Below are 20199 nucleotides of genomic sequence, written 5' to 3' on the forward strand. Positions count from 1 at the left end.
ATGACATTACCACCCCCCCGGGGCGCCCCCCCCCCCGCGCCCCCCCCCCCCCCCCCCCCCCCGGGGGGGGGCCCCCCCCCCGGGGGGGGGCCCCCCCCCCCCCCCGACCGGCCCACACCCCGTTTGGAGCTCGCAGCATGGCGCAGGCACAAACCACCGACCTCCTCGCCCGGGCCCGCACCTGGCTCGCGGAGGACCCAGACCCGCAGACCCGCGCGGAGCTCACCGAGCTGCTCGCCGCCGCCGAGGGCCCCGACGCCGAGTCCGGGGAGCGCATCGCCTGGTCCCGGCTGGCCGAGCGCTTCGCCGGCCGCCTGCAGTTCGGCACCGCCGGCCTGCGCGGCGAGCTCGGTGCCGGCCCGATGCGGATGAACCGGGCCGTCGTCATCCGCGCCGCCGCCGGCCTCGCCGCCTACGTGCGCAAGAACCCGCAGCTCGGCGACCTCGTGGTGATCGGCTACGACGCCCGGCACAAGTCGTGGGACTTCGCCAGGGACACCGCCGCCGCGGTGGTCGGCGCCGGCCTGCGCGCCGCCCTGCTGCCGCGGCCGCTGCCCACCCCGGTGCTCGCCTTCGCGATCCGCCACCTCGGCGCCGCGGCCGGCGTCACCGTCACCGCCAGCCACAACCCGCCGCAGGACAACGGCTACAAGGTCTACCTGGGCGACGGCTCGCAGATCGTCCCGCCGGCCGACGCCGACATCGCCGCCGAGATCGACGCGATCGGCGCCCTCGCCGACGTCCCGCTCGCCGAGGGCGGCTGGGAGGTGCTCGGCGACGACGTCGTCGAGGCCTACCTGAACCGCGCCGTCACCGTGCTCGACCCGGCCGGCCCGCGCGACCTGGACGTCGTCTACACCCCGCTGCACGGCGTGGGCCGCGACGTGCTGCTCGCCGCCTTCAAGCAGGCCGGCTTCCCCGCGCCCACCGTGGTCGCCGAGCAGGCCGAGCCCGACCCCGACTTCCCGACCGTGGCCTTCCCCAACCCGGAGGAGCCCGGCGCGATGGACCTCGCCTTCCGGACGGCCGCCTCGGTCGGCCCGGACATCGTCATCGCCAACGACCCGGACGCCGACCGCTGCGCGGTGGCCGTCCCGGTCGAGGGCAACGGCGGCTGGCGGATGCTGCGCGGCGACGACGTCGGCGCCCTGCTCGGCTCGGCCCTGGTCGCCAAGCGGGTCGGCGGCACCTTCGCCACCACCATCGTCTCCTCCACCCTGCTCGGCCGGATCGCCGCCGCCGCGGGCCTCGGCTACGCCGAGACGCTCACCGGCTTCAAGTGGATCTCCCGCGCCGAGGAGCTGCGCTACGGCTACGAGGAGGCGCTCGGCTACTGCGTCGACCCGGCCGGCGTCCGCGACAAGGACGGCATCACCGCCGCCCTGCTGGTCGCCGAACTCGCCGCCACCCTCAAGCGGTCCGGCCGCACGCTGGCCGACCTGCTCGACGACCTGGCGCTGGAGCACGGCCTGCACGCCACCGACCAGCTCTCCGTCCGGGTCGAGGACCTGGCGCTGATCGCCGACGCCATGCACCGGCTCCGCGAGCGGCCGCCCGTGGAACTGGCCGGGCTCCGGGTGGAGCGCGCCGACGACCTCACGGCCGGCTCCGCCGACCTGCCCCCCACCGACGGCCTGCGCTACTACCTGGCCGGCGAGGGCGTCCGCTCGGCCCGCATCGTCGTCCGCCCCTCCGGCACCGAGCCCAAGCTCAAGTGCTACCTGGAGGTCGTCCTGCCGGTCGCCGGTGCCACCGGGCTGGCCGCCGCGCGCGAGCGGGCCGCCGTCCTGCTCGCGGGCATCAAGCACGACCTCGCGGCTGCCGCAGGCATCGACGCCTGACGGCCGGCGCCTCCCGGCCGGCACCCCGCTTCGCCGGCCGGGAGGCGCCCTCGACAGCACCGGGGCCCGCCGACCAGTGGTCGGCGGGCCCCTTCGTTCGCTGCGGCGTCCGTACTGCGCTGTCCGTACGGCGGCCGGCCGTCAGCCGGCGACGATCAGGGTGACCAGGGCGATCAGCCCGAGCACGGTCGGGGCGATCACCCACCAGCACCAGCTGACGGACACCTCGCCCTTCGCCTCGGGCTTGCCGGCGCACCGCTCGGCCATCTCCTGCAGGTTACCGACCACCTGGTCGGACCAGGCCCGGGTGGGGTCGTTCTCGCCGGGCCGGACCGTGGGCTGCGGGGTGCCGTCCTTGGCGACCCGCGCCGCGCGCCGGGTGGCGGCCTTGCGCTGGCGGATCGACACCGGCACCGCCCACACCTGGTACTTGTGGCCGCCGGCGAACAGCTCGACGGAGTAGCCGGAGCGCAGCCCCTCCACCTCCGACCACGGCGCGTGGACGGTGCGCAGCGGGTTGCGGACCAGCAGGCGGCGCTCGTTGGCGTACACGGCGGGCCGCAGGGTGTAGGCGATCACCGGGAAGACGAAGACCGGCGCGGCCGCCAGCGCCACCCAGGGGGTGCGGCCGGTGCCGGAGATCACGGCGTCGCCGATCAGCCAGGCGGCCACGGCGAGCAGCAGGACACCGGAGATGATGCCGGGGCCGGAGCGGTAGACGCGGTCGGCGTACTGCTCCTCGGGTGCGGCCGGGCCGGGGTGCGGCGTGCCGTCGGAATCGGTCATGAGGACGATTCTGCCGCATGGGAACCACCGGCCCCGGGGACCGGGGGCCGGTGGTTCGTGCGGGTCACGGTGCGCGGGCCTGGCGGGCCGGCCGGCGCGGCCGTCAGGGGGTGCGGCGGCGCAGGGTCGCCGCACCGAGGCCGAGGGCGAGCAGGGCGCAGCCTGCGATGACCGCCAGGTCGCGGACGACCTCGCCGCCGACGCCGGAGTGCACGGTCAGCCTGCTCATGGCGTCGACCGCATAGGAGAGCGGCATGACGTCGGAGGCCCAGCGCAGCACGTCGGCCATCTGCTCGCGCGGCACGAACAGGCCGCAGAGCAGGAACTGCGGCAGCAGGACGGCGGGCAGGAACTGCACGGCCTGGAACTCGGTCGCGGCGAAGGCCGAGACGAACAGGCCGAGGGCCATGCCGAGCAGGCCGTCGCCGACCGCGACGGCGAACAGCAGCCAGGTGGGGCCGGCGACGTCCAGGCCGAGCAGGCCGATGGTGAGCGCGGAGGCGAGGGCGGCCTGGACGAGGGCGACGAGCCCGAACGCGAGGGCGTAGCCGAGCAGCAGGTCGAGCTTGCCGAGCGGCATGGTGAGCAGCCGCTCCAGGGTGCCGGTGGTGCGCTCGCGCAGCATGGCGACCGAGGTGACCAGGAACATCACCAGCAGCGGGAAGATCCCGAGCAGGGCGGCGCCGATCCGGTCGAAGGCCTGCGGCTGCCCGTCGTACATGTAGCGGAGCAGGGTCAGCAGGACGCACGGGACGACCAGCAGCATGGCGACGGTGCGCGGGTCGTGGCGCAGCTGGGCGAGGACGCGGCGGGCGGTGGCGAGGGTGCGCTGGGTGCTCATCGGCCGCCCTCCAGGGCGTCGGCGGTGTCGGCGGGGGCGCCCTCGACGAGGCGGAGGAAGGCGGTGTCGATGTCGGCGGCGCCGGTGGCGTCGAGCAGCGCGGCCGGGGTGTCGTGGGCGAGCAGCCCGCCGTCGCGCATCAGCAGCAGGCGGTCGCAGCGGGTGGCCTCGTCCATGACGTGGCTGGAGACCAGCAGGGTGGCGCCGTCCTCGGCGAGGGAGCGGAACAGCTGCCAGAGGTCCTGGCGGAGCACCGGGTCGAGGCCGACGGTCGGTTCGTCCAGGACGAGGAGTTCGGGGGTGCCGAGCAGGGCGGCGGCGAGCGAGACGCGGGCGCGCTGGCCGCCGGAGAGCCGGCCGGCGGGGTCGTGCTCATGGCCGGTCAGGCCGACCTGGTGGATCACCCGGGCGGGGTCGCTCTTCGGTGCGCCGAGGACGGCGGCGAAGTAGGCGAGGTTCTCGGTGACGCTGAGGTCGGCGTAGACGGAGGGCGCCTGGGTGACGTAGCCGACCCGGTGGCGCAGGTCGGCGTGGCCCGCGGGGCGGCCGAGCACCTCGACCTCGCCGCCGGCGGTGCGCTGCACGCCGACGATCGAGCGGAGCAGGGTGGTCTTGCCGCAGCCGCTGGGGCCGAGCAGGCCGGTGACCGAGCCGCGCGGGATCTCCAGGTCGAGGCCGTGCAGCACGGGGCGGCCGCCGCGGACCACGGTGAGCCCGGTGGTCCGGATCGCGGGGCCGGGCCCCGCCGCTGAATTCATCATGCGATGAGTTTTGCGCGCCGCAGGCGGCCCGTCAAGACACCCGGAGACGGGCCGCGGACGTGGGGGCACCTGATCGGCCCGCCCCCGAGCCCCCCGCACCCGTCGGGGCCGGCCACGCGTCTCCGGCGTCAGGGCTCCACGAGGTAGCCCTGGACGGTGCGGGCGAGCAGCGGCAGCACCTCCTCGGGGGCGGCCGAGGCCAGCGGTTCGACGGCGATCACGTACCGGGCCATGGCCAGCCCGAGGATCTGCGACATCACCAGCTCGACCCGGAGTTCGGGCTGCGGCACGTCGAGGTCGGCGGCGAGCCGGGAGACCACCTCGGTCACCATGAAGCCGCGCATCAGCCCGGCGACCTCCTCGGAGGCGGCGGCCGTCCGCAGCACGGCCAGCAGCCTGTCCCGGACGGTCGGCCGGTCCCACAGGGCGAGGACGAACCGGGCGACCCGCTCGCCGACCGCCGCCCGGTCGCCGGCCAGCACCTGGTCGACCACCGTGCGCGGGTCGATCGGGAACTCCAGGGCGGCCAGGAACAGCTTGTCCTTGCTGCCGAAGTAGTGGTGCAGCAGCGCGGCGTCCACCCCGGCCGCCCGGGCGATCGCCCGCATGCTGGCCTTCTGGTAGCCGCGGGCGGCGAACTCGGCCCGCGCGGCCTCCAGGACCGTGCGCCGGGTGTCGGCACCGCCGGGGCGTCGGCCGGTCTTCTTGCGGGGCGCGGGCTGTTCGGCTGCGGAAGTCACCCTGGCATTCTTCCCGGCCGCCCGCGCCGCGCTCGAACACGCCGCCGCACCGGGCGCAAGCGGCGCCGCCGCGCCGGGGAGGCACCCATGACCGGCCACATCTCGGTCCGGCATCGAAATCCGGGGCCCCTAGCGGATCGCTACGCGCGTAGATATGCTGGTCTGGTGACTATGTCCACTCTTGCAGCCCACGCCCCTGGCGCTGCGGCCAGCGGCCTCGCGGACGTCGCGGCGTCCGAGGCCTCGCTCCGCCGCTTCCTGCACGGCCTGCCCGGCGTCGACCAGGTCGGCCTGGAGGCTCGCGCCGCCACCCTCGGCACCCGTTCGATCAAGACCACGGCGAAGGCGTACGCCATCGACCTGGCGATCTCGATGATCGACCTGACCACGCTGGAAGGCGCGGACACGGTCGGCAAGGTGCGCTCGCTGTGCACCAAGGGCCGGAACCCCGACCCGTCCGACCCGACGGCCCCGCGGGTCGCGGCGATCTGCGTCTATCCGGACATGGTCGCCACCGCCAAGGAGGCGCTGCGCGGCACCGACATCCAGGTCGCCTCGGTCGCCACCGCCTTCCCGGCCGGCCGCGCGGCCCTGCCGGTGAAGCTCGCCGACACCGCGGACGCGGTCGCCGCCGGCGCCGACGAGATCGACATGGTGATCGACCGCGGCGCCTTCCTGTCCGGGCGCTACCTGGACGTCTTCAACGAGATCACCGCGGTCAAGGAGGCCTGCCGCCGTCCCGACGGCACCTCCGCCCACCTGAAGGTGATCTTCGAGACGGGCGAGCTGCAGACGTACGACAACGTGCGCCGCGCCTCCTGGCTGGCGATGCTGGCCGGCGCGGACTTCATCAAGACGTCCACCGGCAAGGTCGCGGTGAACGCCACTCCCCCGGTGACCCTGCTGATGCTGGAGGCCGTCCGCGACTTCCGCGCCGCGACCGGCGTGCAGGTCGGCGTGAAGCCGGCCGGCGGCATCAAGACCACCAAGGACGCCATGAAGTACCTGGTGATGGTCAACGAGACCCTCGGCGACGACTGGCTGAGCCCGCACTGGTTCCGCTTCGGCGCCTCCAGCCTGCTCAACGACCTGCTGATGCAGCGCCAGAAGCTGACCACCGGACGGTACTCCGGCCCTGACTACGTGACGGTGGACTGAGACAGATGGCCAAGAACACCAAGAAGACCGACGAGCCCGTGGCGCAGGCCCCCCGCGGCGGCCTCTTCGAGTACGCGCCCGCGCCGGAGTCCCCGGCCGCGGCCGGCGACATCGCGACCTCGTACGGCCACTTCATCGGCGGCGAGTTCGTCGACTCCTCCGGCAGCGAGGCCCTGAAGACCGTCAACCCGGCCACCGAGCAGGTGCTGGCGGAGTTCGCGCAGGGCACCGGGGAGGACGTCGACCGCGCGGTCGCCGCCGCCCGCAAGGCCTTCGCCGACTGGTCGGCGCTGCCCGGCAGCGAGCGCGCCAAGTACCTGTTCCGGATCGCCCGGATCGTCCAGGAGCGCTCCCGCGAGCTGGCGGTGCTGGAGTCGATCGACAACGGCAAGCCGATCCGCGAGACCCGCGACTTCGACGTGCCGATGGTCGCCGCGTGGTTCTTCTACTACGCGGGCTGGGCGGACAAGCTGGACTACGCGGGCTACGGCCCCAACCCGAAGCCGGTCGGCGTCGCCGCCCAGGTCATCCCGTGGAACTTCCCGCTGATGATGCTGGCGTGGAAGATCGCCCCGGCGCTGGCCACCGGCAACACGGTCGTCCTCAAGCCGGCCGAGACCACCCCGCTGACCGCGCTGCGCTTCGCCGAGATCTGCCGCCAGGCCGGTCTGCCGAAGGGCGTCGTCAACATCGTCACCGGCGACGGCCGCACCGGCGCCGCGCTGACCGCCCACCCGGACGTGGACAAGGTCGCCTTCACCGGCTCCACCCCGGTCGGCCGCTCGATCGCCCGGCAGCTGGCCGGCAGCCGCACCAGGCTCTCGCTGGAGCTCGGCGGCAAGGCCGCGAACATCGTCTTCGACGACGCGCCGATCGACCAGGCCGTCGAGGGCATCGTCAACGGCATCTTCTTCAACCAGGGCCACGTCTGCTGCGCGGGCTCCCGGCTGCTCGTCCAGGAGTCGGTGCAGGACGAGTTCCTGGAGGCGCTCAAGCGCCGGATGTCGACCCTGCGGGTCGGCGACCCGCTGGACAAGAACACCGACGTCGGTGCCATCAACTCCTCGGCGCAGCTGGCCCGGATCACCGAGCTGACCGACTCCGGCGAGGCCGAGGGCGCCGAGCGCTGGTCGCCGTCCTGCGACCTGCCGGGCACCGGCTACTGGTTCCGCCCGACCCTGTTCACCGGCGTGAGCCAGGCCCACCGGATCGCCCGCGAGGAGATCTTCGGCCCGGTGCTGTCGGTGCTGACCTTCCGCACCCCCGCCGAGGCGGTCGAGAAGGCCAACAACACCCCGTACGGCCTCTCCGCCGGCATCTGGACGGAGAAGGGCTCGCGCATCCTGTGGACGGCGAGCCGGCTCAAGGCCGGTGTGGTCTGGGCCAACACCTTCAACAAGTTCGACCCGGCCTCGCCGTTCGGCGGCTACAAGGAGTCGGGTTACGGCCGCGAGGGTGGCCGGCACGGTCTGGAGGCCTACCTCGATGTCTGATGTGGCACTGCGTCTTGACGTCCTCAAGACCTACAAGCTGTACGTCGGCGGGAAGTTCCCGCGGTCCGAGAGCGGACGGGTGTACGAGGTGACCGACTCCAAGGGCCAGTGGCTCGCCAACGCCCCGCTCGGCACCCGCAAGGACACCCGGGACGCCGTCGTGGCAGCGCGCGCCGCGGTCAAGGGCTGGTCCGGCACCACCGCGTACAACCGCGGCCAGGTGCTGTACCGGGTCGCCGAGATGCTGCAGGGCCGCCGCGAGCAGTTCATCGCCGAGGTGGCCACCGCGGAGGGCCTGGGCGCCAAGAAGGCCGCCGCGCTGGTGGACGCCGCGATCGACCGCTGGGTCTGGTACGCGGGCTGGACGGACAAGGTCGCCCAGGTCGCCGGCAACGCCAACCCGGTCGCCGGGCCGTACTTCAACCTGTCGACGCCCGAACCGACCGGTGTGGTCGGCGTGCTGGCCCCGCAGGCCGGCCACGGCTTCTCGTTCCTCGGCCTGGTGTCGGTGATCGCCCCGGTGATCGCCACCGGCAACACCGTGGTGGTCGCCGCCGCCACCGACGCGCCGCTGCCGGCGCTGTCGCTCGGCGAGGTGCTGGCCACCTCCGACCTGCCCGGCGGCGTGGTCAACGTGCTGTCCGGCCGGACGGCCGACATCGCCCCGACGCTGGCGTCCCACCAGGACGTCAACGGCATCGACCTGACCGGCGCGATCCAGCCGGACGGGCCGGGCGCGGCCGCCGCCCTGGAGGCGGCCGCCGCGGAGACCCTCAAGCGCGTCCTGCGGCCGGCCGCCGACCCGGCCGCCGCGGACTGGACGGAGGCGCCGGGCACCAAGCGGCTGACCTCCTTCCTGGAGACCAAGACGGTCTGGCACCCGATGGGCATCTGACCCGCAGCTGCACCCAGGACAGCGGCGTCCGCCGCGACGAAAGTAGGGCCCGCACCCTCCCGACCGGGGGTGCGGGCCCTACTTTCGTCGCTCCCGGAATCGGCCGGTCGGCGGGCAACTCCCCGGCCCGGCCCGTGAGTCCTACCGGTCGGAACACCGAACCGGAGGGGACGAAGCACATGTGGGAGATCGGCACCGATCTGGCGGTACTGCTCGCGGACGGGCCGCTGCGGGCCCTGCGGGCACGACGGGCGCACCGGCGGCTGCGGGCCGGGCGGCCGTTCCGCATCCCCTGCGCGGTCCGCTCCGAACGCCCGGGCTGGCCCGCCGAGTACCGGGACGGCCGGCTGCTGTTCACCCCCGGCGGCCGCACCGCGGTCTTCACGTGCCGCGCGTTCCCGGGGCTGGAGTTCGCGCTGGGCGGCGAGCACCACGATCCCGAGCCGGAGGCCTGGTACGACCAGGACTGGGCGGCCACCGGCTACCTGCCGCCGGACGGCGGCCCGGCCCTGCTGGTGCAGGTGCACACCCGGTACCTGGTGACCACGAAGCTGGCCCTGCAGGGGGCGTGAGCCCGCCGGGGCTGGCGTGTGCGGTGTGAGATTGGCCCGGGGGCGTCCGACCGGTACCGGCGGGCGCCCCGGATGCGTCAGACTGGTGTCCCGTGAGTGACTCCCCGCTGAACCCGGCGCCGACCCTGCGCGCCCGCGTCGTCCTGCTGTCGGGCCCCTCGGGATCGGGGAAGTCCTCGCTCGCCGAGCGCGCAGGCCTCCCGGTGCTCCAGCTCGACGACTTCTACAAGGACGGCGACGACCCGACGCTGCCGCAGCTGCCCGACGGCGGGACGGACTGGGACTCCCCGCTGTCCTGGCACGCCGACCAGGCGATGGCGGCGATCCGCGCCCTGGCCGAGGACGGCCGGGCCGACGTCCCGGTGTACTCGATCCCGGCCAACGGCCGCACCGGCTCCCGCCCGCTCTCCCTGGACGGCGCGCCCGCGTTCGTCGCCGAGGGCATCTTCGCCGCTGAACTCGTCGGCCGCTGCGAGGCCGAGGGGCTGCTCGGCGCGGCGATCTGCCTGCGCAACCGGGCCACCACGACCGCCTGGCGGCGCTTCCGCCGGGACGTCCGCGAAGGGCGCAAATCGGTGCCGTACCTGCTGCGCCGCGGCTGGCGGCTGATGCGGGCCGAGCGCGGCATCGTGGCCCGCCAGGTCGGGCTCGGCGCCCACGCCTGCGCGGGGCCGGAGGCCGAACGGCGGATCACCGCACTGGCCGTCCGCCGCCCCGAGCCCGCCAACGCCTGACCCGTCCCGGCCGGCCGCCCCGGGCGGCGGCTCCCGAACGACGCACAGAAGCCCGGTGCCTCTCCCCGGCACCGGGCTCCTGCATGTCAGGGTCGGCGGACGTTCCCCCGTCGGCCGGCCACTCCCCCGAGTAGGCCTGCCGCGAATCCGCGAACCCTTCACCCGTCCCCCGACGGGAGTTCTGTTGTCAGGCGACCAGCTCGCCGAAGGCGTGCACGGTGTCGCCGGTGCGGTTGAGCTGCTCGTCGTCGCGCAGCCGGCGCAGGGCGCGCCAGATGCTGCTCTTGACGGTGCCGACGCTGATGCCGAGGATGTCGGCGATCTCCGGGTCGGTGCGGCCCTCGTAGTAGCGGAGCACCAGCATGGTCCGCTGGTTCTCCGGCAGCTTGGCCAGCGCCTGCCACAGCACGGTGCGCAGCTCGGTGCCGCCCATCGCGTCGGTGTCGCCGGCCGTCTCCGGCAGCTCCTCGGTCGGGTACTCGTTGACCTTGCGGCGCCGCCAGGCGGAGATGTGCAGGTTGGTCATGGTGCGGCGGAGGTAGCCCCCGACCGCGGCCTTGTCGGTGATCCGGTCCCAGGCGCGGTAGGTGCTGAAGAGCGCGCTCTGCAGCAGGTCCTCGGCCTCGTAGCGGTCACCGGTGAGGTGGTACGCGGTGGCGTACAGGGAGGCGCGGCGCTCGCGCACGTACGCGGTGAACTCCGCGATGCGGTCCACCGCCTCGGCCGAGCGCTCCCCCTGCGCGCCTCCCTGCCGACCGTCCTCGGCACCCGCTGCTGCGGGCGTGAGCCGCAGCAGCGTGGTGCCTGCGGCCTGGCGGGCGTCCGGCTCCCCCGAGCCGGCGCCGCGCAGGCCTTCCCCCATCGGGATGCCCCGGCCCTGGCCGCCGACCGGGAGAACTCCCCGGAGCGTCAGGGTCGAGCTGCTGTCGGCCGCACTCCCCTTGCGGCCGATCCCGTACAGCTCCCCCACGTGCCCGCCGCCACTGGGGCGGTGGGCGCCGGTGCGGTGTGCGCACCCCCGTACGATCACGGCACCGGACGTCTCGTCGGTCCGCACCTCGTACCTGGTCCGCGGGTTCGCGGTCGAACGCGCTGCGCGGACGGCCGCGTTGCGGGTCAGAAGCGTTGCGTTCATCGTGCGCCCCCATGGTCGGTACGTGCGGTTCCCCGTCGCCGTTCCCTCCGGTTTCACCCGGTCGTTCCCGGCGACAAGGAAAATCCTGCCCGCCCGTCGTCATGGCGGTGTCCGCCGACTGTCACAGGGCTGTCACAGCCTCCGGCGGTTCCGGCCGCAGCTGTGCCACACCCCGCCGGACGACAGAATCGGCGCCTCCGGTTCCCGCGACCGTTCAGCAACCACCCGGGTGGGTGATCTGCGGGCCCGGGTGGGCCAGAATGAGGCCGTGCCTTTCCTGCTTCTGATCGAGGACGACGACGCCATCCGGACCGGTCTCGAACTCGCCCTCACCCGCCAGGGCCACCGTGTGGCCGCCGCGTCCTCCGGCGAGGACGGCCTGAAGCTGTTCAAGGAACAGCGTCCGGACCTGATCGTGCTGGACGTCATGCTGCCCGGCATCGACGGTTTCGAGGTGTGCCGCCGCATCCGCCGGACCGACCAGTTGCCGATCATCCTGCTCACCGCGCGCTCCGACGACATCGACGTGGTGGTGGGCCTGGAGTCCGGCGCCGACGACTACGTGGTCAAGCCGGTGCAGCCGCGCGTGCTGGACGCCCGCATCCGGGCCGTGCTGCGCCGGGGCGAACGGGAGAGCTCCGACTCCTCGACCTACGGCAGCCTGGTCATCGACCGCTCGGCGATGACCGTGACCAAGGACGGGATGGATCTCCAACTCACCCCGACCGAGCTGCGGTTGCTGCTGGAGCTGAGCCGCCGGCCGGGCCAGGCGCTGTCCCGGCAGCAATTGCTGCGGCTGGTGTGGGAGCACGACTACCTGGGCGACTCCCGGCTGGTGGACGCCTGTGTGCAGCGGCTGCGGGCCAAGGTCGAGGACGTGCCGTCCGCGCCGACGCTGATCCGCACCGTGCGCGGGGTCGGCTACCGGCTCGACCCGCCCTCCCAGTGACCGACCGGCCGCCTGTTCCTCCCGTTCCCGTCTGTGAGACCCGTTGACTGACCCCCAGACCCCGCAGCGCCGCCGCTCCGGTCCGTGGCGGCGCCTGCGCTCGCTCCGGGTCCGCCTGATCGCGGTGTTCGCCGCCGTCGCGCTGATCACCGCGGTGTCCGCCTCCGGCATCGCGTACTGGCTGAACCGCGACGCCGTCCTCAAGCGCGCCCAGGACACCGCGCTGAACGACTTCAGGGTCTCGCTGACCCGGAACGTCTCCGACCTGCCGCTGCAGCCCGACTGCCCCCAACTCTCCGAGCTGGCGCAGCAGGTGGCGTCCTCCGGGCTCAACTACGACGTGGTGGTGGACGATCCGGCGCTGCCGGGGTGCAAGGTCTCCTCCGACCCGGCGCGGTTCACCCTGGCGAACGTGCCGGAGGCCCTGCAGCGGGCGGTGGCCACCCCGCGCGACGTGGGCGCCGGCAACCCGTACGCGTACCACCTGTACTGGCAGCGGGTGAACCTGGGGAACCGGCCGTTCCTGGTGGGCGGCACCAAGGTCGTGCCGTCCGGGCCGACGGCCTACATGTTCAAGTCGCTGGAGGACGAGCGGGCCGACCTCAACACGCTCGGCTGGTCGCTGGCGATCGCGACGCTGCTCGCGCTGATCGGCTCGGCGCTGCTGGCGCAGGCCGCCTCGGCGACCGTGCTGCGGCCGGTGCGCCGACTCGGCGAGGCCGCCCGGCGGCTCGGCGAGGGCAAGCTGGACACCCGCCTGGAGGTCGAGGGCGGCGACGAACTCGCCGACCTGGCCCGGACGTTCAACCGCACCGCGGAGTCCCTGTCGCACCAGGTCGAGGAGTTGAGCGCACGCGAGGCGCAGAGCCGCCGGTTCGTCGCCGACATGTCGCACGAACTGCGCACCCCGCTCACCGCGATGACCGCCGTCACCGACATCCTGGAGGACGAGGCGGACTCGCTCGACCCGATGATCGAGCCCGCGGTGCGGCTGGTGGTCAGCGAGACCCGCCGGCTCTCCGACCTGGTGGAGAACCTCATGGAGGTGACCCGCTTCGACGCCGGCACCGCCAAGCTGGTCGCCGACGAGGTGGACATGGCCGACCTGGTGATGTCCTGCATCGACGGCCGCGCATGGTACGACGCCGTCGAGGTGGACGCCCCGCGCGGCGTCCGGCTGATGGCCGACCCGCGCCGGCTGGACGTCGTCTTCGCCAACCTGATCGGCAACGCGCTCAAGCACGGCGGCTCGCCGGTGCGGGTCGTGGTGCGGGAGGAGGGCGACCAGGTCGTCGTCAAGGTCCGCGACAGCGGCCCCGGCATCCCCGAGGAAGTCCTGCCGCACGTCTTCGACCGCTTCTACAAGGCCGACAAGGGCCGGGCCCGGTCCGAGGGGAGCGGCCTCGGCCTGTCCATCGCGATGGCCAATGCACAGATACACGGCGGCACCATCACGGCCGCCAACGCGGAGAGCGGAGCGGTCTTCACCCTGACCCTGCCGCACACCCCGCCCAGCCTGGAGGACGAACAGTGAGCGCGGTACGGAGGGCAGCGGCGCTGGTCCTGCTGGCGGGGGCCGCGGCCGGCTGCGGCATCCGCCCGACGGCGGTCCCGGTGGACGCCGGGGCGCCCGCCAGCCGCACTGCCTGCCCCACGCCGGTGCAGGTCCCCCGGGCGGCCACGCCGACGGCGTCCGCCGCCCCGACCGCGACGGGCACCCGGGCCGGGGCCCAGTCCGGACAGCAGACCCCCGGGGAGGCGTCCCCGGCGGCACCGGGGGCGACGGCAGGGGCCGCGAAGAGCCCGGCACCGCTGTTCAGCACGACCACGACGCCGAGCGCTTCGGCCTCGCACTGCCCGTGACAGCCCCGGGAACCGGTGTGGAACCGTCCGCGGCCGAGGTCGCGTCCACCCGGTTGTGCACCGACATGGCACCACCACCCGCACCGGCGCAGTGACCGGGGACGAAGCGATCGAGGACGGCGAGCCGACCGGTCGGACCTCGCCCCCGCAGGGCGCGTTCCGCCCGCTGCGGGTCGCCGCGCGGCTGCTTCCGGTGGTGTACGGCCTGCTGCTGGTCGGCCTCGTCCTGCGCCCGGCCGCCGTGGGGTGGACCTACCCGGCCAACCTCACCCCGCTGGCCTCGGTCGAGCGGGCGTTGACCCTGGGCGGGTACGCCGGTGCCTGGGAGCTCGCCACCGGCATCCTGCCGCTCGCCCCGTTCGGGGTGCTGCTGCCGCTCGCCTCCGGCCGGCTGCGGACGGCCTGGCTGCCGTCCTTCCTGCGCACGGTCGGCGGGGCCGCCCTGCTCGCCACCGGGCTGGAGATCCTCAAGAGCTGGGCCCCGGGCCATGTGCTGAACGTGGACGACATCATCCTGGGCACCGCGGGCGCCGCCGCCTGCCACCTGCTCGTCGTCCCGGCCGCCCGGGCCCTGCTGCTGAACGCGCGCAGCCGCAACCGGGCGCGCGCCGAGCGCCCCCGCGAGTCGGCCGAGCCGCACCAGTTCAGGTACGAACTCGCGTCCCCCGCGGCCCCGTTCGCCTCCAGCAGCCCCACCGCACGGTAACCGCGGGCGGGTTCGGACGGGCCACTTCGGCCAGCCGTTCCGTTCGTCCGCGTGAAGTCGCCGTGCCCGCCGATCCGCCGGACGACCCCACTGCACCACCGCAGCAGCCGGCTCCGGGGCCGCGGTCTCGGGGGCAGCCCTGAGGGGGACCCTGAGAGCGCCGTCCGCCGCCCCGGTGAGATGCCAGGGGTGTGGATCGGTATCGGGGCTGACGTTTTCCGCGGGCCGGACGAGCACGATGGACACATGCCCGCCGGACGGACCGGACCGGGCCCGTGACCTGGGAGTCCTCTGATGAGCAAGCTCGCCCGCCCCCGCCACAACCGCGTCATCGCCGGCGTCTGCGCCGGGCTGGCGAAGCGCTTCGGCCTCACCCCGTGGACGGTGCGGATCATCTTCCTGCTGTCCTGCCTGCTGCCCGGCCCGCAGTTCCTGATCTACCTGGCGCTCTGGCTGCTGCTCCCGCAGGAGCCGTGACCGACGGCGAAGGGCCGCCCCCGCAACCCGGGGGCGGTCCTTCGCCGTCGGCGCGTGCGGTGTCAGCCGCCGATGCCGGGCAGGCCGCCGCCGGCGCCGAGGCCGCTCACGGTGCCGAGCACGCCGCCGACCGGCGTCTTCTCCAGTCCCTGGGCGCCGGGGACGGGCGGCAGGGCACGGTCCGCGGCGGCCTCCGGCGCGGCGTCGGCGACCGGAGCCGCCTCGGGGGCGGGCGCCTCGGCCGGGGCGGCCGGGGTCAGCTTGCCGCCGACCTCCGGGTTGAGGGTGCCGACGGCCTGGGTGACCTCGTTGCCGCCGGGCACCTTCTGGACGGCGCCGGGCACCGCACCGGTCACGCCGGGGTTGGTCAGCGCGCTGGTCGGGAGCCCGAGCCCGCCCGGGGCGGCGGCGGAGGCGGTGCCGGCGGCCGCTGCGGCGATCGCGACGCCCAGAGCGGCGGTGCCGGCGGCCTTCAGAGTTGCCTGCTTCATGCGTTGGTCCTCGAGTCCTCGTCGGTGCCCGTGATGCGGCCGCCCCGGGGAGCACCCGCCGTCACACCGGGTCAGCAGTGACTGGCACACCGTAGTGAGAACATCGAATACGGATCAACGGAGCGTCACTCACAGGACTGATTAGTCGGACGATCCCAGGATGGCCGGCGGCGGTACCGCGACCGGACGGGAGCGGGGCCCCGGCGACGGCCCCGCCCCCGCCCGGCGGACCGGGAGGGGGCGGACACCCGGGCTCAGGCGCCCGAGAACAGCCACTCCGCCTTGAGCTCGGCGTAGCCGGGCTTGATCACGTCGTTGATCATGGCGAGGCGCTCGTCGAAGGGCAGGAAGGCGGACTTCATCGCGTTGACGGTGAACCACTCCATGTCGCCCAGGGTGTAGCCGAAGGCCTCCACCAGGTACCCGAACTCGCGGCTCATGCTGGTGCCGCTCATCAGCCGGTTGTCGGTGTTGACGGTGACCCGGAACTTCAGCCGGCTGAGCAGCCCGATCGGGTGCTCCGCGTAGGAGGCGGCAGCGCCGGTCTGCAGGTTGGAGGTGGGGCACATCTCCAGCGGGACGCGCTTGTCGCGGACGTACGCGGCGAGGCGGCCGAGCTGCACCGAGCCGTCCTCGCCGACGGTGATGTCGTCGACGATGCGGACACCGTGGCCGAGCCGGTCGGCGCCGCAGCACTGCAGGGCCTCCCAGATCGACGGCAGACCGAAGGCCTCGCCGGCGTGGATGGTGAAGTGGTTGTTCTCGCCCTTGAGGTAGTCGAAGGCGGCCTGGTGCCGGGTGGGCGGGTGGCCCGCCTCGGCGCCGGCGATGTCGAAGCCGACCACGCCCTGGTCGCGGTAGCGGTTGGCCAGCTCGGCGATCTCGGTGGACCGGGCGGCGTGCCGCATGGCGGTGAGCAGGGTGCCGACCCGGATGCGGCGGCCGGCGGCGCGGGCGTTGGCCTCGCCGAGGCGGAAGCCCTCGTTCACGGCCTCGACGACCTCGTCGAGGGTGAGCCCGGCCTCCAGATGCTGCTCGGGGGCGTACCGGACCTCGGCGTACACGACGCCGTCGGCGGCGAGGTCCTCGGCGCAGTCGGCGGCGACCTTGACCAGCGCCTCGCGGGTCTGCATGACGGCGCAGGTGTGCGCGAAGGTCTCCAGGTAGCGGACCAGCGAGCCGGAGTCGGCCGCCTCGCGGAACCACTCGCCGAGCTTGACCGGGTCGGTGGTGGGGAGGCCCTCGTAGCCGCAGGCGGCCGCGAGTTCGACGATGGTCTCCGGGCGCAGCCCGCCGTCGAGGTGGTCGTGCAGGAGCACCTTCGGGGCACGGGCGATCTGGTCGGCGGTGGGAATGCGGGGGCCTGTGGTGCCCGCGGTGGCAGGGATCTGCTTCTCCATTGCGGGAGTGTAGCTCCTACGCGCGTAGATTCCTACTCGATCCGCCCGCGTGTCGTCATGTCGGAGATTTCCGACGCTTGACGCGTCGGAAATTCCCGACCTATGGTTCGGGCATGGCAACGGACGTCTTCGGCGCGCTCGCCAACCCCGTGCGGCGCGCCCTGCTCGCAGCCCTGCTGGAGGGCCCGCGGCCGGTCAACGACCTGGCGGGCCGGTTCGACCTCAGCCGGCCCGCGGTCTCCGAGCACCTCCAGGTGCTCCGGCAGGCCGGGCTGGTCCGCGAGGAGCCGCGCGGCCGGCAGCGGTACTACCACCTCGACGCCGGGCCGCTGGCCGAGGTCGGCTCCTGGCTGCATCCGTTCGAACACTACTGGCGCGAGCGCATGAGCGCCCTCAGCGACCTGCTCGACGAGGAGAGACCGTGACCGACTCCGACACGATCCACTGCGACCGCTTCCTTCCGCACCCGCCGGCCGCCGTCTGGCGCGCCCTCACCGACCCCGAGCTGCACGCCCGATGGTGGGCGGCGGGCGACGTCCGGCCGGTCGTCGGGCACCGCTTCACCCTGGACATGGGGCCCTGGGGGCGGCAGCAGTGCGAGGTCACCGCGGTCGAGGAGGAGCGGCTCCTGCGGTACACCTTCGCCGAGGGCAACCTGGACACCACGATCACCTGGCGGCTCGCCCCCGAGGGCCACGGCACCCGGCTCTTCCTCGAACACGCCGGCTTCGACCTCGACTCCCCGATGGGCCGCGCCGCCCTCGACGGCATGGGCAAGGGCTGGCCCGACGTCCTGGAGCGCCTCGCCACCACCCTCGCCTGACCCAGGGCAGTCGGTGGTCACATCAGGGGCGCGTGGGGGCACCTCCGGCCGAAGGCCGGGGAGAACTGCGCAGTCCGGGTGCGGCGATCACGGCAGCACGGGCCGGCCCGTGATCTGCACGGCGACCCCGTCCGAATTGCGCAGTGCCGCCCCCGGCCTTCGGCCGGGAAGTGTCCCCGGCGCCCTCGGGGTGCCCCCTTCAGTGCCCGCCCAGCAGTACGCCCTTGCGGGACAGCACGAAGTCGCGGAAGGCCGCCGCCGGCGGTGTGAGCGGTCGGCCCGTCACCCAGGCCAGGCCGATCGCCCGCCGGGTCCGCGGGGCGGTCACCTCCAGTTCCACCACACCCGGCCGCGGCACCAGCGCCGGCGGCAGCAGCGCCACCCCCAGCCCGGCCGCGACCAGCCCCCGCAGGGTCTCCGCCTCCTCGCCCTCGAAGGCGATCCGCGGCGCGAAGCCCGCCTCCGCGCAGAACCCGTCGGTGATCACCCGCAGCCCGTACCCCTCCTCGACCGCGACGAACGGCTCCTCGGCCACCTCGGCCAGCCTGATCCGCCGCCGCCCGGCCAGCCGGTGGTCGGCCGGGACGGCCAGCGGCAGCCGCTGCTCGTCCAGGTGCCGGGCGGTGAGGTCGGGCGCGTCCGGCAGCGGCGAGACCAGGCACAGGTCGAGTTCGCCGGCCCGCAGCCGCTCCAGCATGGCGGCGACGTAGTCCTGCACCAGCTGGAACCGCACCCGCGGATGCGTGGTGCGGAAGTCCCGCAGCAGGGCGGGCACCGCCTCCGTCCCCATGGTGTGGAGGAAGCCGAACGCGACCCGGCCGGCCGCCGGATCGGCCTCGGCCCGGGCCGTCTCCGCACCGCGCTCCAGTTCGGCGAGCGCCCGTTCCACCGAGACGAGCAGCAGCCGGCCGGCCCGGGTCAGCCGCACGGTACGCCCCTGACGGGCCAGCAGGTCGACGCCGAGCTCGGCCTCCAGCCGTGCCACCGCGCGGGAGAGCGTCGGCTGCGGCATGCCCAACAGCTGTGCGGCCTGGGTGACGTGCTCCAGCCGTGCGACCGCCGCGAACTGCGCCAGCTGTGGTGTGAGGCGGACCACGGGCGACTCCGGGTCCAGCTCGGCCGGGCGGGGCGGCAGTGAGCTGCTGTCATGCGTCATGGCATGGATTCTCCACGATTCATGCATTGGACGCATCAGCCGCACGGGCCCTACGTTCGAGGCATGTCGCCCGCCAGTACCGGGGCATCCGCAGCCACGCTGCCGGGTGCCCTCTCGCCGTCGTCCCCTTCCGCCGCCGACCGCCGCCTCCGCCCGGGGGACCGCGCCTTCCGGCGCGCCAACCTGGCCCTCTTCGCGGCCGGTGTGGCCACCTTCGTCCTGCTGTACTCCACGCAGGGCCTGCTGCCGATCCTCTCTGCCGACCTCGACCTGACGCCCGGCCAGGCCAGCTGGACGGCCTCGGCGGCCACCTTGGGCCTCGCCCTCGCACTGCTGCCCGCCAGCGCGCTCTCCGACCGGTACGGCCGGACGGCGGTGATGACCGCCTCGATCGCCTCCGCCGCCGTACTGGCGCTGGCGCTGCCCTTCGCCCCGGACCTCACCACCCTGGTGGTGCTGCGGGTGCTGCAGGGCGCCGCACTCGCCGGGCTGCCCGCCACCGCGATGGCCTACCTCGCGGAGGAGGTCCACCCGAGTGCGCTGGCCTCGGCGATGGGGCTGTACGTGGCCGGCAACTCGATCGGCGGGATGAGCGGACGGCTCGTCTCCGGCTGGGCCGCGGCCGTCTGGGGCTGGCGCTGGGGCCTCGCGGTCTCCGCGCTGCTGGCGCTGCTCTCCGTGCTCGCCTTCCGCGCACTGATCCCGGCGGCCCGGAACTTCACCCCGGCCCCGGTGGACGCCCGCGCGCTCGCCCGCACCGTCGGCGGGCACCTGCGCAACCCGCTGCTGCTGCGGCTGTACGCCCTGGGGCTGCTCTTCATGGCGGTGTTCGGCGCGGTCTACAACACGGTCGGGTACCGGCTGGTCGCCGCGCCCTTCGACCTGCCGCAGTCGGTGGCCGCCTCGATCTTCGTGGTCTACCTGGTCGGCACCGCCTCCTCGGCCTTCGCCGGGAAGCTGGTCGGCCGGCTGGGCCGCCGCGGCACCCTCTACGCGGCGATCGGCCTCACCACCGCGGGCCTGCTGCTCTCGCTCTCCGGCTCGCTGGCGGCCGCCCTGACCGGGCTCGTCCTCATCACGGCCGGGTTCTTCGCCGGCCACGCCACCGCCTCCTCGGCGGTGGGCCGCACCGCCACCACCGGCCGCGCCCAGGCCTCGGCGCTCTACCTGATCGCCTACTACCTCGGGAACAGCCTCGGCGGCACGATCGGCGCCGACGCCTACCACGCCACCGGCTGGTCCGGAGCCGCCGCCGTGGGCCTGTCCGCCATGGCCCTCGCCGCCGGCATCACCCTCTACGCCACCCGCCGCGCAGCCGTCGAACGCCGCGCCCTCGCCACGGCCCGCTGACGGACGGCCGCGCACTACCCTCCGACGC

The 20199-nt window shown here is 74.2% G+C and carries 21 protein-coding genes; 13 read left to right on the forward strand and 8 right to left on the reverse strand.

Annotation, left to right across the window (positions count from 1 at the left end):
- Positions 1 to 137 precede the first annotated feature (137 nt).
- Complete coding sequence (locus AB0M03_RS14515) at positions 138 to 1841, forward strand: phospho-sugar mutase (protein WP_363491794.1); 1704 nt, start codon at positions 138 to 140, stop codon at positions 1839 to 1841.
- 141 nt (positions 1842 to 1982) lie between these two features.
- On the opposite strand, the gene AB0M03_RS14520 is transcribed toward AB0M03_RS14515, so the two are convergent.
- From AB0M03_RS14520 to AB0M03_RS14535, 4 genes are all read right to left on the reverse strand, one after another.
- Entirely contained in the window at positions 1983 to 2627 is a 645-nt protein-coding gene (locus tag AB0M03_RS14520; protein ID WP_363491796.1) for a PH domain-containing protein, read from the reverse strand.
- Between the two features lie 103 nt (positions 2628 to 2730).
- Entirely contained in the window at positions 2731 to 3468 is a 738-nt protein-coding gene (locus AB0M03_RS14525; protein WP_363491798.1) for an ABC transporter permease, read from the reverse strand.
- Entirely contained in the window at positions 3465 to 4229 is a 765-nt protein-coding gene (locus AB0M03_RS14530; RefSeq protein ID WP_363491800.1) for an ABC transporter ATP-binding protein, read from the reverse strand. The genes AB0M03_RS14525 and AB0M03_RS14530 overlap by 4 nt, the downstream gene beginning before the upstream one ends.
- A gap of 128 nt (positions 4230 to 4357) precedes the next feature.
- Positions 4358 to 4969: a TetR family transcriptional regulator gene (locus AB0M03_RS14535; RefSeq protein WP_363491802.1), complete on the reverse strand. Its 612-nt coding sequence runs from the start codon at positions 4967 to 4969 to the stop codon at positions 4358 to 4360.
- Positions 4970 to 5140: 171 nt separating this feature from the next.
- On the opposite strand from AB0M03_RS14535, the gene deoC reads away from it, so the two are divergent.
- The 5 genes from deoC to AB0M03_RS14560 all read left to right on the forward strand — a co-directional run bounded on the left by deoC (position 5141) and on the right by AB0M03_RS14560 (position 9821).
- Complete coding sequence (gene deoC, locus AB0M03_RS14540) at positions 5141 to 6127, forward strand: deoxyribose-phosphate aldolase (RefSeq protein ID WP_363491904.1); 987 nt, start codon at positions 5141 to 5143, stop codon at positions 6125 to 6127.
- Between the two features lie 5 nt (positions 6128 to 6132).
- Positions 6133 to 7620: an aldehyde dehydrogenase family protein gene (locus AB0M03_RS14545; RefSeq protein ID WP_363491804.1), complete on the forward strand. Its 1488-nt coding sequence runs from the start codon at positions 6133 to 6135 to the stop codon at positions 7618 to 7620.
- Positions 7613 to 8515, forward strand: a complete 903-nt coding sequence (locus tag AB0M03_RS14550; RefSeq protein ID WP_363491805.1) for an aldehyde dehydrogenase family protein — start codon at positions 7613 to 7615, stop codon at positions 8513 to 8515. The genes AB0M03_RS14545 and AB0M03_RS14550 overlap by 8 nt, the downstream gene beginning before the upstream one ends.
- A gap of 179 nt (positions 8516 to 8694) precedes the next feature.
- Complete coding sequence (locus AB0M03_RS14555) at positions 8695 to 9087, forward strand: hypothetical protein (protein WP_363491806.1); 393 nt, start codon at positions 8695 to 8697, stop codon at positions 9085 to 9087.
- A 92-nt stretch (positions 9088 to 9179) separates the two neighbouring features.
- Positions 9180 to 9821, forward strand: a complete 642-nt coding sequence (locus AB0M03_RS14560) for an ATP-binding protein (protein ID WP_363491807.1) — start codon at positions 9180 to 9182, stop codon at positions 9819 to 9821.
- Between the two features lie 187 nt (positions 9822 to 10008).
- Here the strand turns inward: AB0M03_RS14560 and AB0M03_RS14565 are convergent, their stop codons facing one another.
- Positions 10009 to 10956, reverse strand: a complete 948-nt coding sequence (locus tag AB0M03_RS14565) for a SigE family RNA polymerase sigma factor (protein WP_363491808.1) — start codon at positions 10954 to 10956, stop codon at positions 10009 to 10011.
- Positions 10957 to 11224: 268 nt separating this feature from the next.
- On the opposite strand from AB0M03_RS14565, the gene AB0M03_RS14570 reads away from it, so the two are divergent.
- The 4 genes from AB0M03_RS14570 to AB0M03_RS14585 all read left to right on the forward strand — a co-directional run bounded on the left by AB0M03_RS14570 (position 11225) and on the right by AB0M03_RS14585 (position 14951).
- Complete coding sequence (locus AB0M03_RS14570; protein WP_363491809.1) at positions 11225 to 11905, forward strand: response regulator transcription factor; 681 nt, start codon at positions 11225 to 11227, stop codon at positions 11903 to 11905.
- A gap of 43 nt (positions 11906 to 11948) precedes the next feature.
- Complete coding sequence (locus AB0M03_RS14575; RefSeq protein ID WP_363491810.1) at positions 11949 to 13439, forward strand: HAMP domain-containing sensor histidine kinase; 1491 nt, start codon at positions 11949 to 11951, stop codon at positions 13437 to 13439.
- A gap of 420 nt (positions 13440 to 13859) precedes the next feature.
- On the forward strand, positions 13860 to 14474 hold the full coding sequence (locus tag AB0M03_RS14580; protein ID WP_363491811.1) for a VanZ family protein: 615 nt from the start codon (positions 13860 to 13862) through the stop codon (positions 14472 to 14474).
- A gap of 294 nt (positions 14475 to 14768) precedes the next feature.
- On the forward strand, positions 14769 to 14951 hold the full coding sequence (locus tag AB0M03_RS14585) for a PspC domain-containing protein (RefSeq protein ID WP_363491812.1): 183 nt from the start codon (positions 14769 to 14771) through the stop codon (positions 14949 to 14951).
- Between the two features lie 62 nt (positions 14952 to 15013).
- On the opposite strand, the gene AB0M03_RS14590 is transcribed toward AB0M03_RS14585, so the two are convergent.
- Both AB0M03_RS14590 and AB0M03_RS14595 read right to left on the reverse strand, forming a co-directional pair.
- Positions 15014 to 15442, reverse strand: a complete 429-nt coding sequence (locus tag AB0M03_RS14590) for a hypothetical protein (RefSeq protein ID WP_363491813.1) — start codon at positions 15440 to 15442, stop codon at positions 15014 to 15016.
- A gap of 254 nt (positions 15443 to 15696) precedes the next feature.
- Positions 15697 to 16842: an adenosine deaminase gene (locus tag AB0M03_RS14595; protein ID WP_363491814.1), complete on the reverse strand. Its 1146-nt coding sequence runs from the start codon at positions 16840 to 16842 to the stop codon at positions 15697 to 15699.
- Between the two features lie 113 nt (positions 16843 to 16955).
- Between AB0M03_RS14595 and AB0M03_RS14600 the strand changes: the two genes are divergently transcribed.
- Entirely contained in the window at positions 16956 to 17267 is a 312-nt protein-coding gene (locus AB0M03_RS14600; protein WP_363491815.1) for a metalloregulator ArsR/SmtB family transcription factor, read from the forward strand.
- Positions 17264 to 17665: an SRPBCC domain-containing protein gene (locus AB0M03_RS14605; protein WP_363491816.1), complete on the forward strand. Its 402-nt coding sequence runs from the start codon at positions 17264 to 17266 to the stop codon at positions 17663 to 17665. Before AB0M03_RS14600 ends, AB0M03_RS14605 begins: the two co-directional genes overlap by 4 nt.
- Before the next feature lie 199 nt (positions 17666 to 17864).
- Here the strand turns inward: AB0M03_RS14605 and AB0M03_RS14610 are convergent, their stop codons facing one another.
- Positions 17865 to 18821: a LysR family transcriptional regulator gene (locus tag AB0M03_RS14610; RefSeq protein WP_363491817.1), complete on the reverse strand. Its 957-nt coding sequence runs from the start codon at positions 18819 to 18821 to the stop codon at positions 17865 to 17867.
- A 63-nt stretch (positions 18822 to 18884) separates the two neighbouring features.
- Between AB0M03_RS14610 and AB0M03_RS14615 the strand changes: the two genes are divergently transcribed.
- Positions 18885 to 20171: an MFS transporter gene (locus AB0M03_RS14615; protein ID WP_363491818.1), complete on the forward strand. Its 1287-nt coding sequence runs from the start codon at positions 18885 to 18887 to the stop codon at positions 20169 to 20171.
- The last annotated feature ends 28 nt before the right edge of the window (positions 20172 to 20199 follow it).

This window comes from Kitasatospora sp. NPDC051914, from assembly GCF_040680995.1.
In the GTDB taxonomy this organism is placed as follows: domain Bacteria; phylum Actinomycetota; class Actinomycetes; order Streptomycetales; family Streptomycetaceae; genus Kitasatospora.

Bases quoted from the DNA above. Each gene is read 5' to 3' on its own strand.
- AB0M03_RS14555 (WP_363491806.1), top strand. From the start codon at position 8,695: ATGTGGGAGATCGGCACCGATCTGGCGGTACTGCTCGCGGACGGGCCG.
- AB0M03_RS14585 (WP_363491812.1), top strand. From the start codon at position 14,769: ATGAGCAAGCTCGCCCGCCCCCGCCACAACCGCGTCATCGCCGGCGTC.
- AB0M03_RS14615 (WP_363491818.1), top strand. From the start codon at position 18,885: ATGTCGCCCGCCAGTACCGGGGCATCCGCAGCCACGCTGCCGGGTGCC.
- AB0M03_RS14515 (WP_363491794.1), top strand. From the start codon at position 138: ATGGCGCAGGCACAAACCACCGACCTCCTCGCCCGGGCCCGCACCTGG.
- AB0M03_RS14520 (WP_363491796.1), bottom strand. From the start codon at position 2,627: ATGACCGATTCCGACGGCACGCCGCACCCCGGCCCGGCCGCACCCGAG.
- AB0M03_RS14600 (WP_363491815.1), top strand. From the start codon at position 16,956: ATGGCAACGGACGTCTTCGGCGCGCTCGCCAACCCCGTGCGGCGCGCC.
- deoC (WP_363491904.1), top strand. From the start codon at position 5,141: ATGTCCACTCTTGCAGCCCACGCCCCTGGCGCTGCGGCCAGCGGCCTC.
- AB0M03_RS14595 (WP_363491814.1), bottom strand. From the start codon at position 16,842: ATGGAGAAGCAGATCCCTGCCACCGCGGGCACCACAGGCCCCCGCATT.
- AB0M03_RS14525 (WP_363491798.1), bottom strand. From the start codon at position 3,468: ATGAGCACCCAGCGCACCCTCGCCACCGCCCGCCGCGTCCTCGCCCAG.
- AB0M03_RS14610 (WP_363491817.1), bottom strand. From the start codon at position 18,821: ATGACGCATGACAGCAGCTCACTGCCGCCCCGCCCGGCCGAGCTGGAC.
- AB0M03_RS14530 (WP_363491800.1), bottom strand. From the start codon at position 4,229: ATGATGAATTCAGCGGCGGGGCCCGGCCCCGCGATCCGGACCACCGGG.
- AB0M03_RS14550 (WP_363491805.1), top strand. From the start codon at position 7,613: ATGTCTGATGTGGCACTGCGTCTTGACGTCCTCAAGACCTACAAGCTG.
- AB0M03_RS14590 (WP_363491813.1), bottom strand. From the start codon at position 15,442: ATGAAGCAGGCAACTCTGAAGGCCGCCGGCACCGCCGCTCTGGGCGTC.
- AB0M03_RS14565 (WP_363491808.1), bottom strand. From the start codon at position 10,956: ATGAACGCAACGCTTCTGACCCGCAACGCGGCCGTCCGCGCAGCGCGT.
- AB0M03_RS14545 (WP_363491804.1), top strand. From the start codon at position 6,133: ATGGCCAAGAACACCAAGAAGACCGACGAGCCCGTGGCGCAGGCCCCC.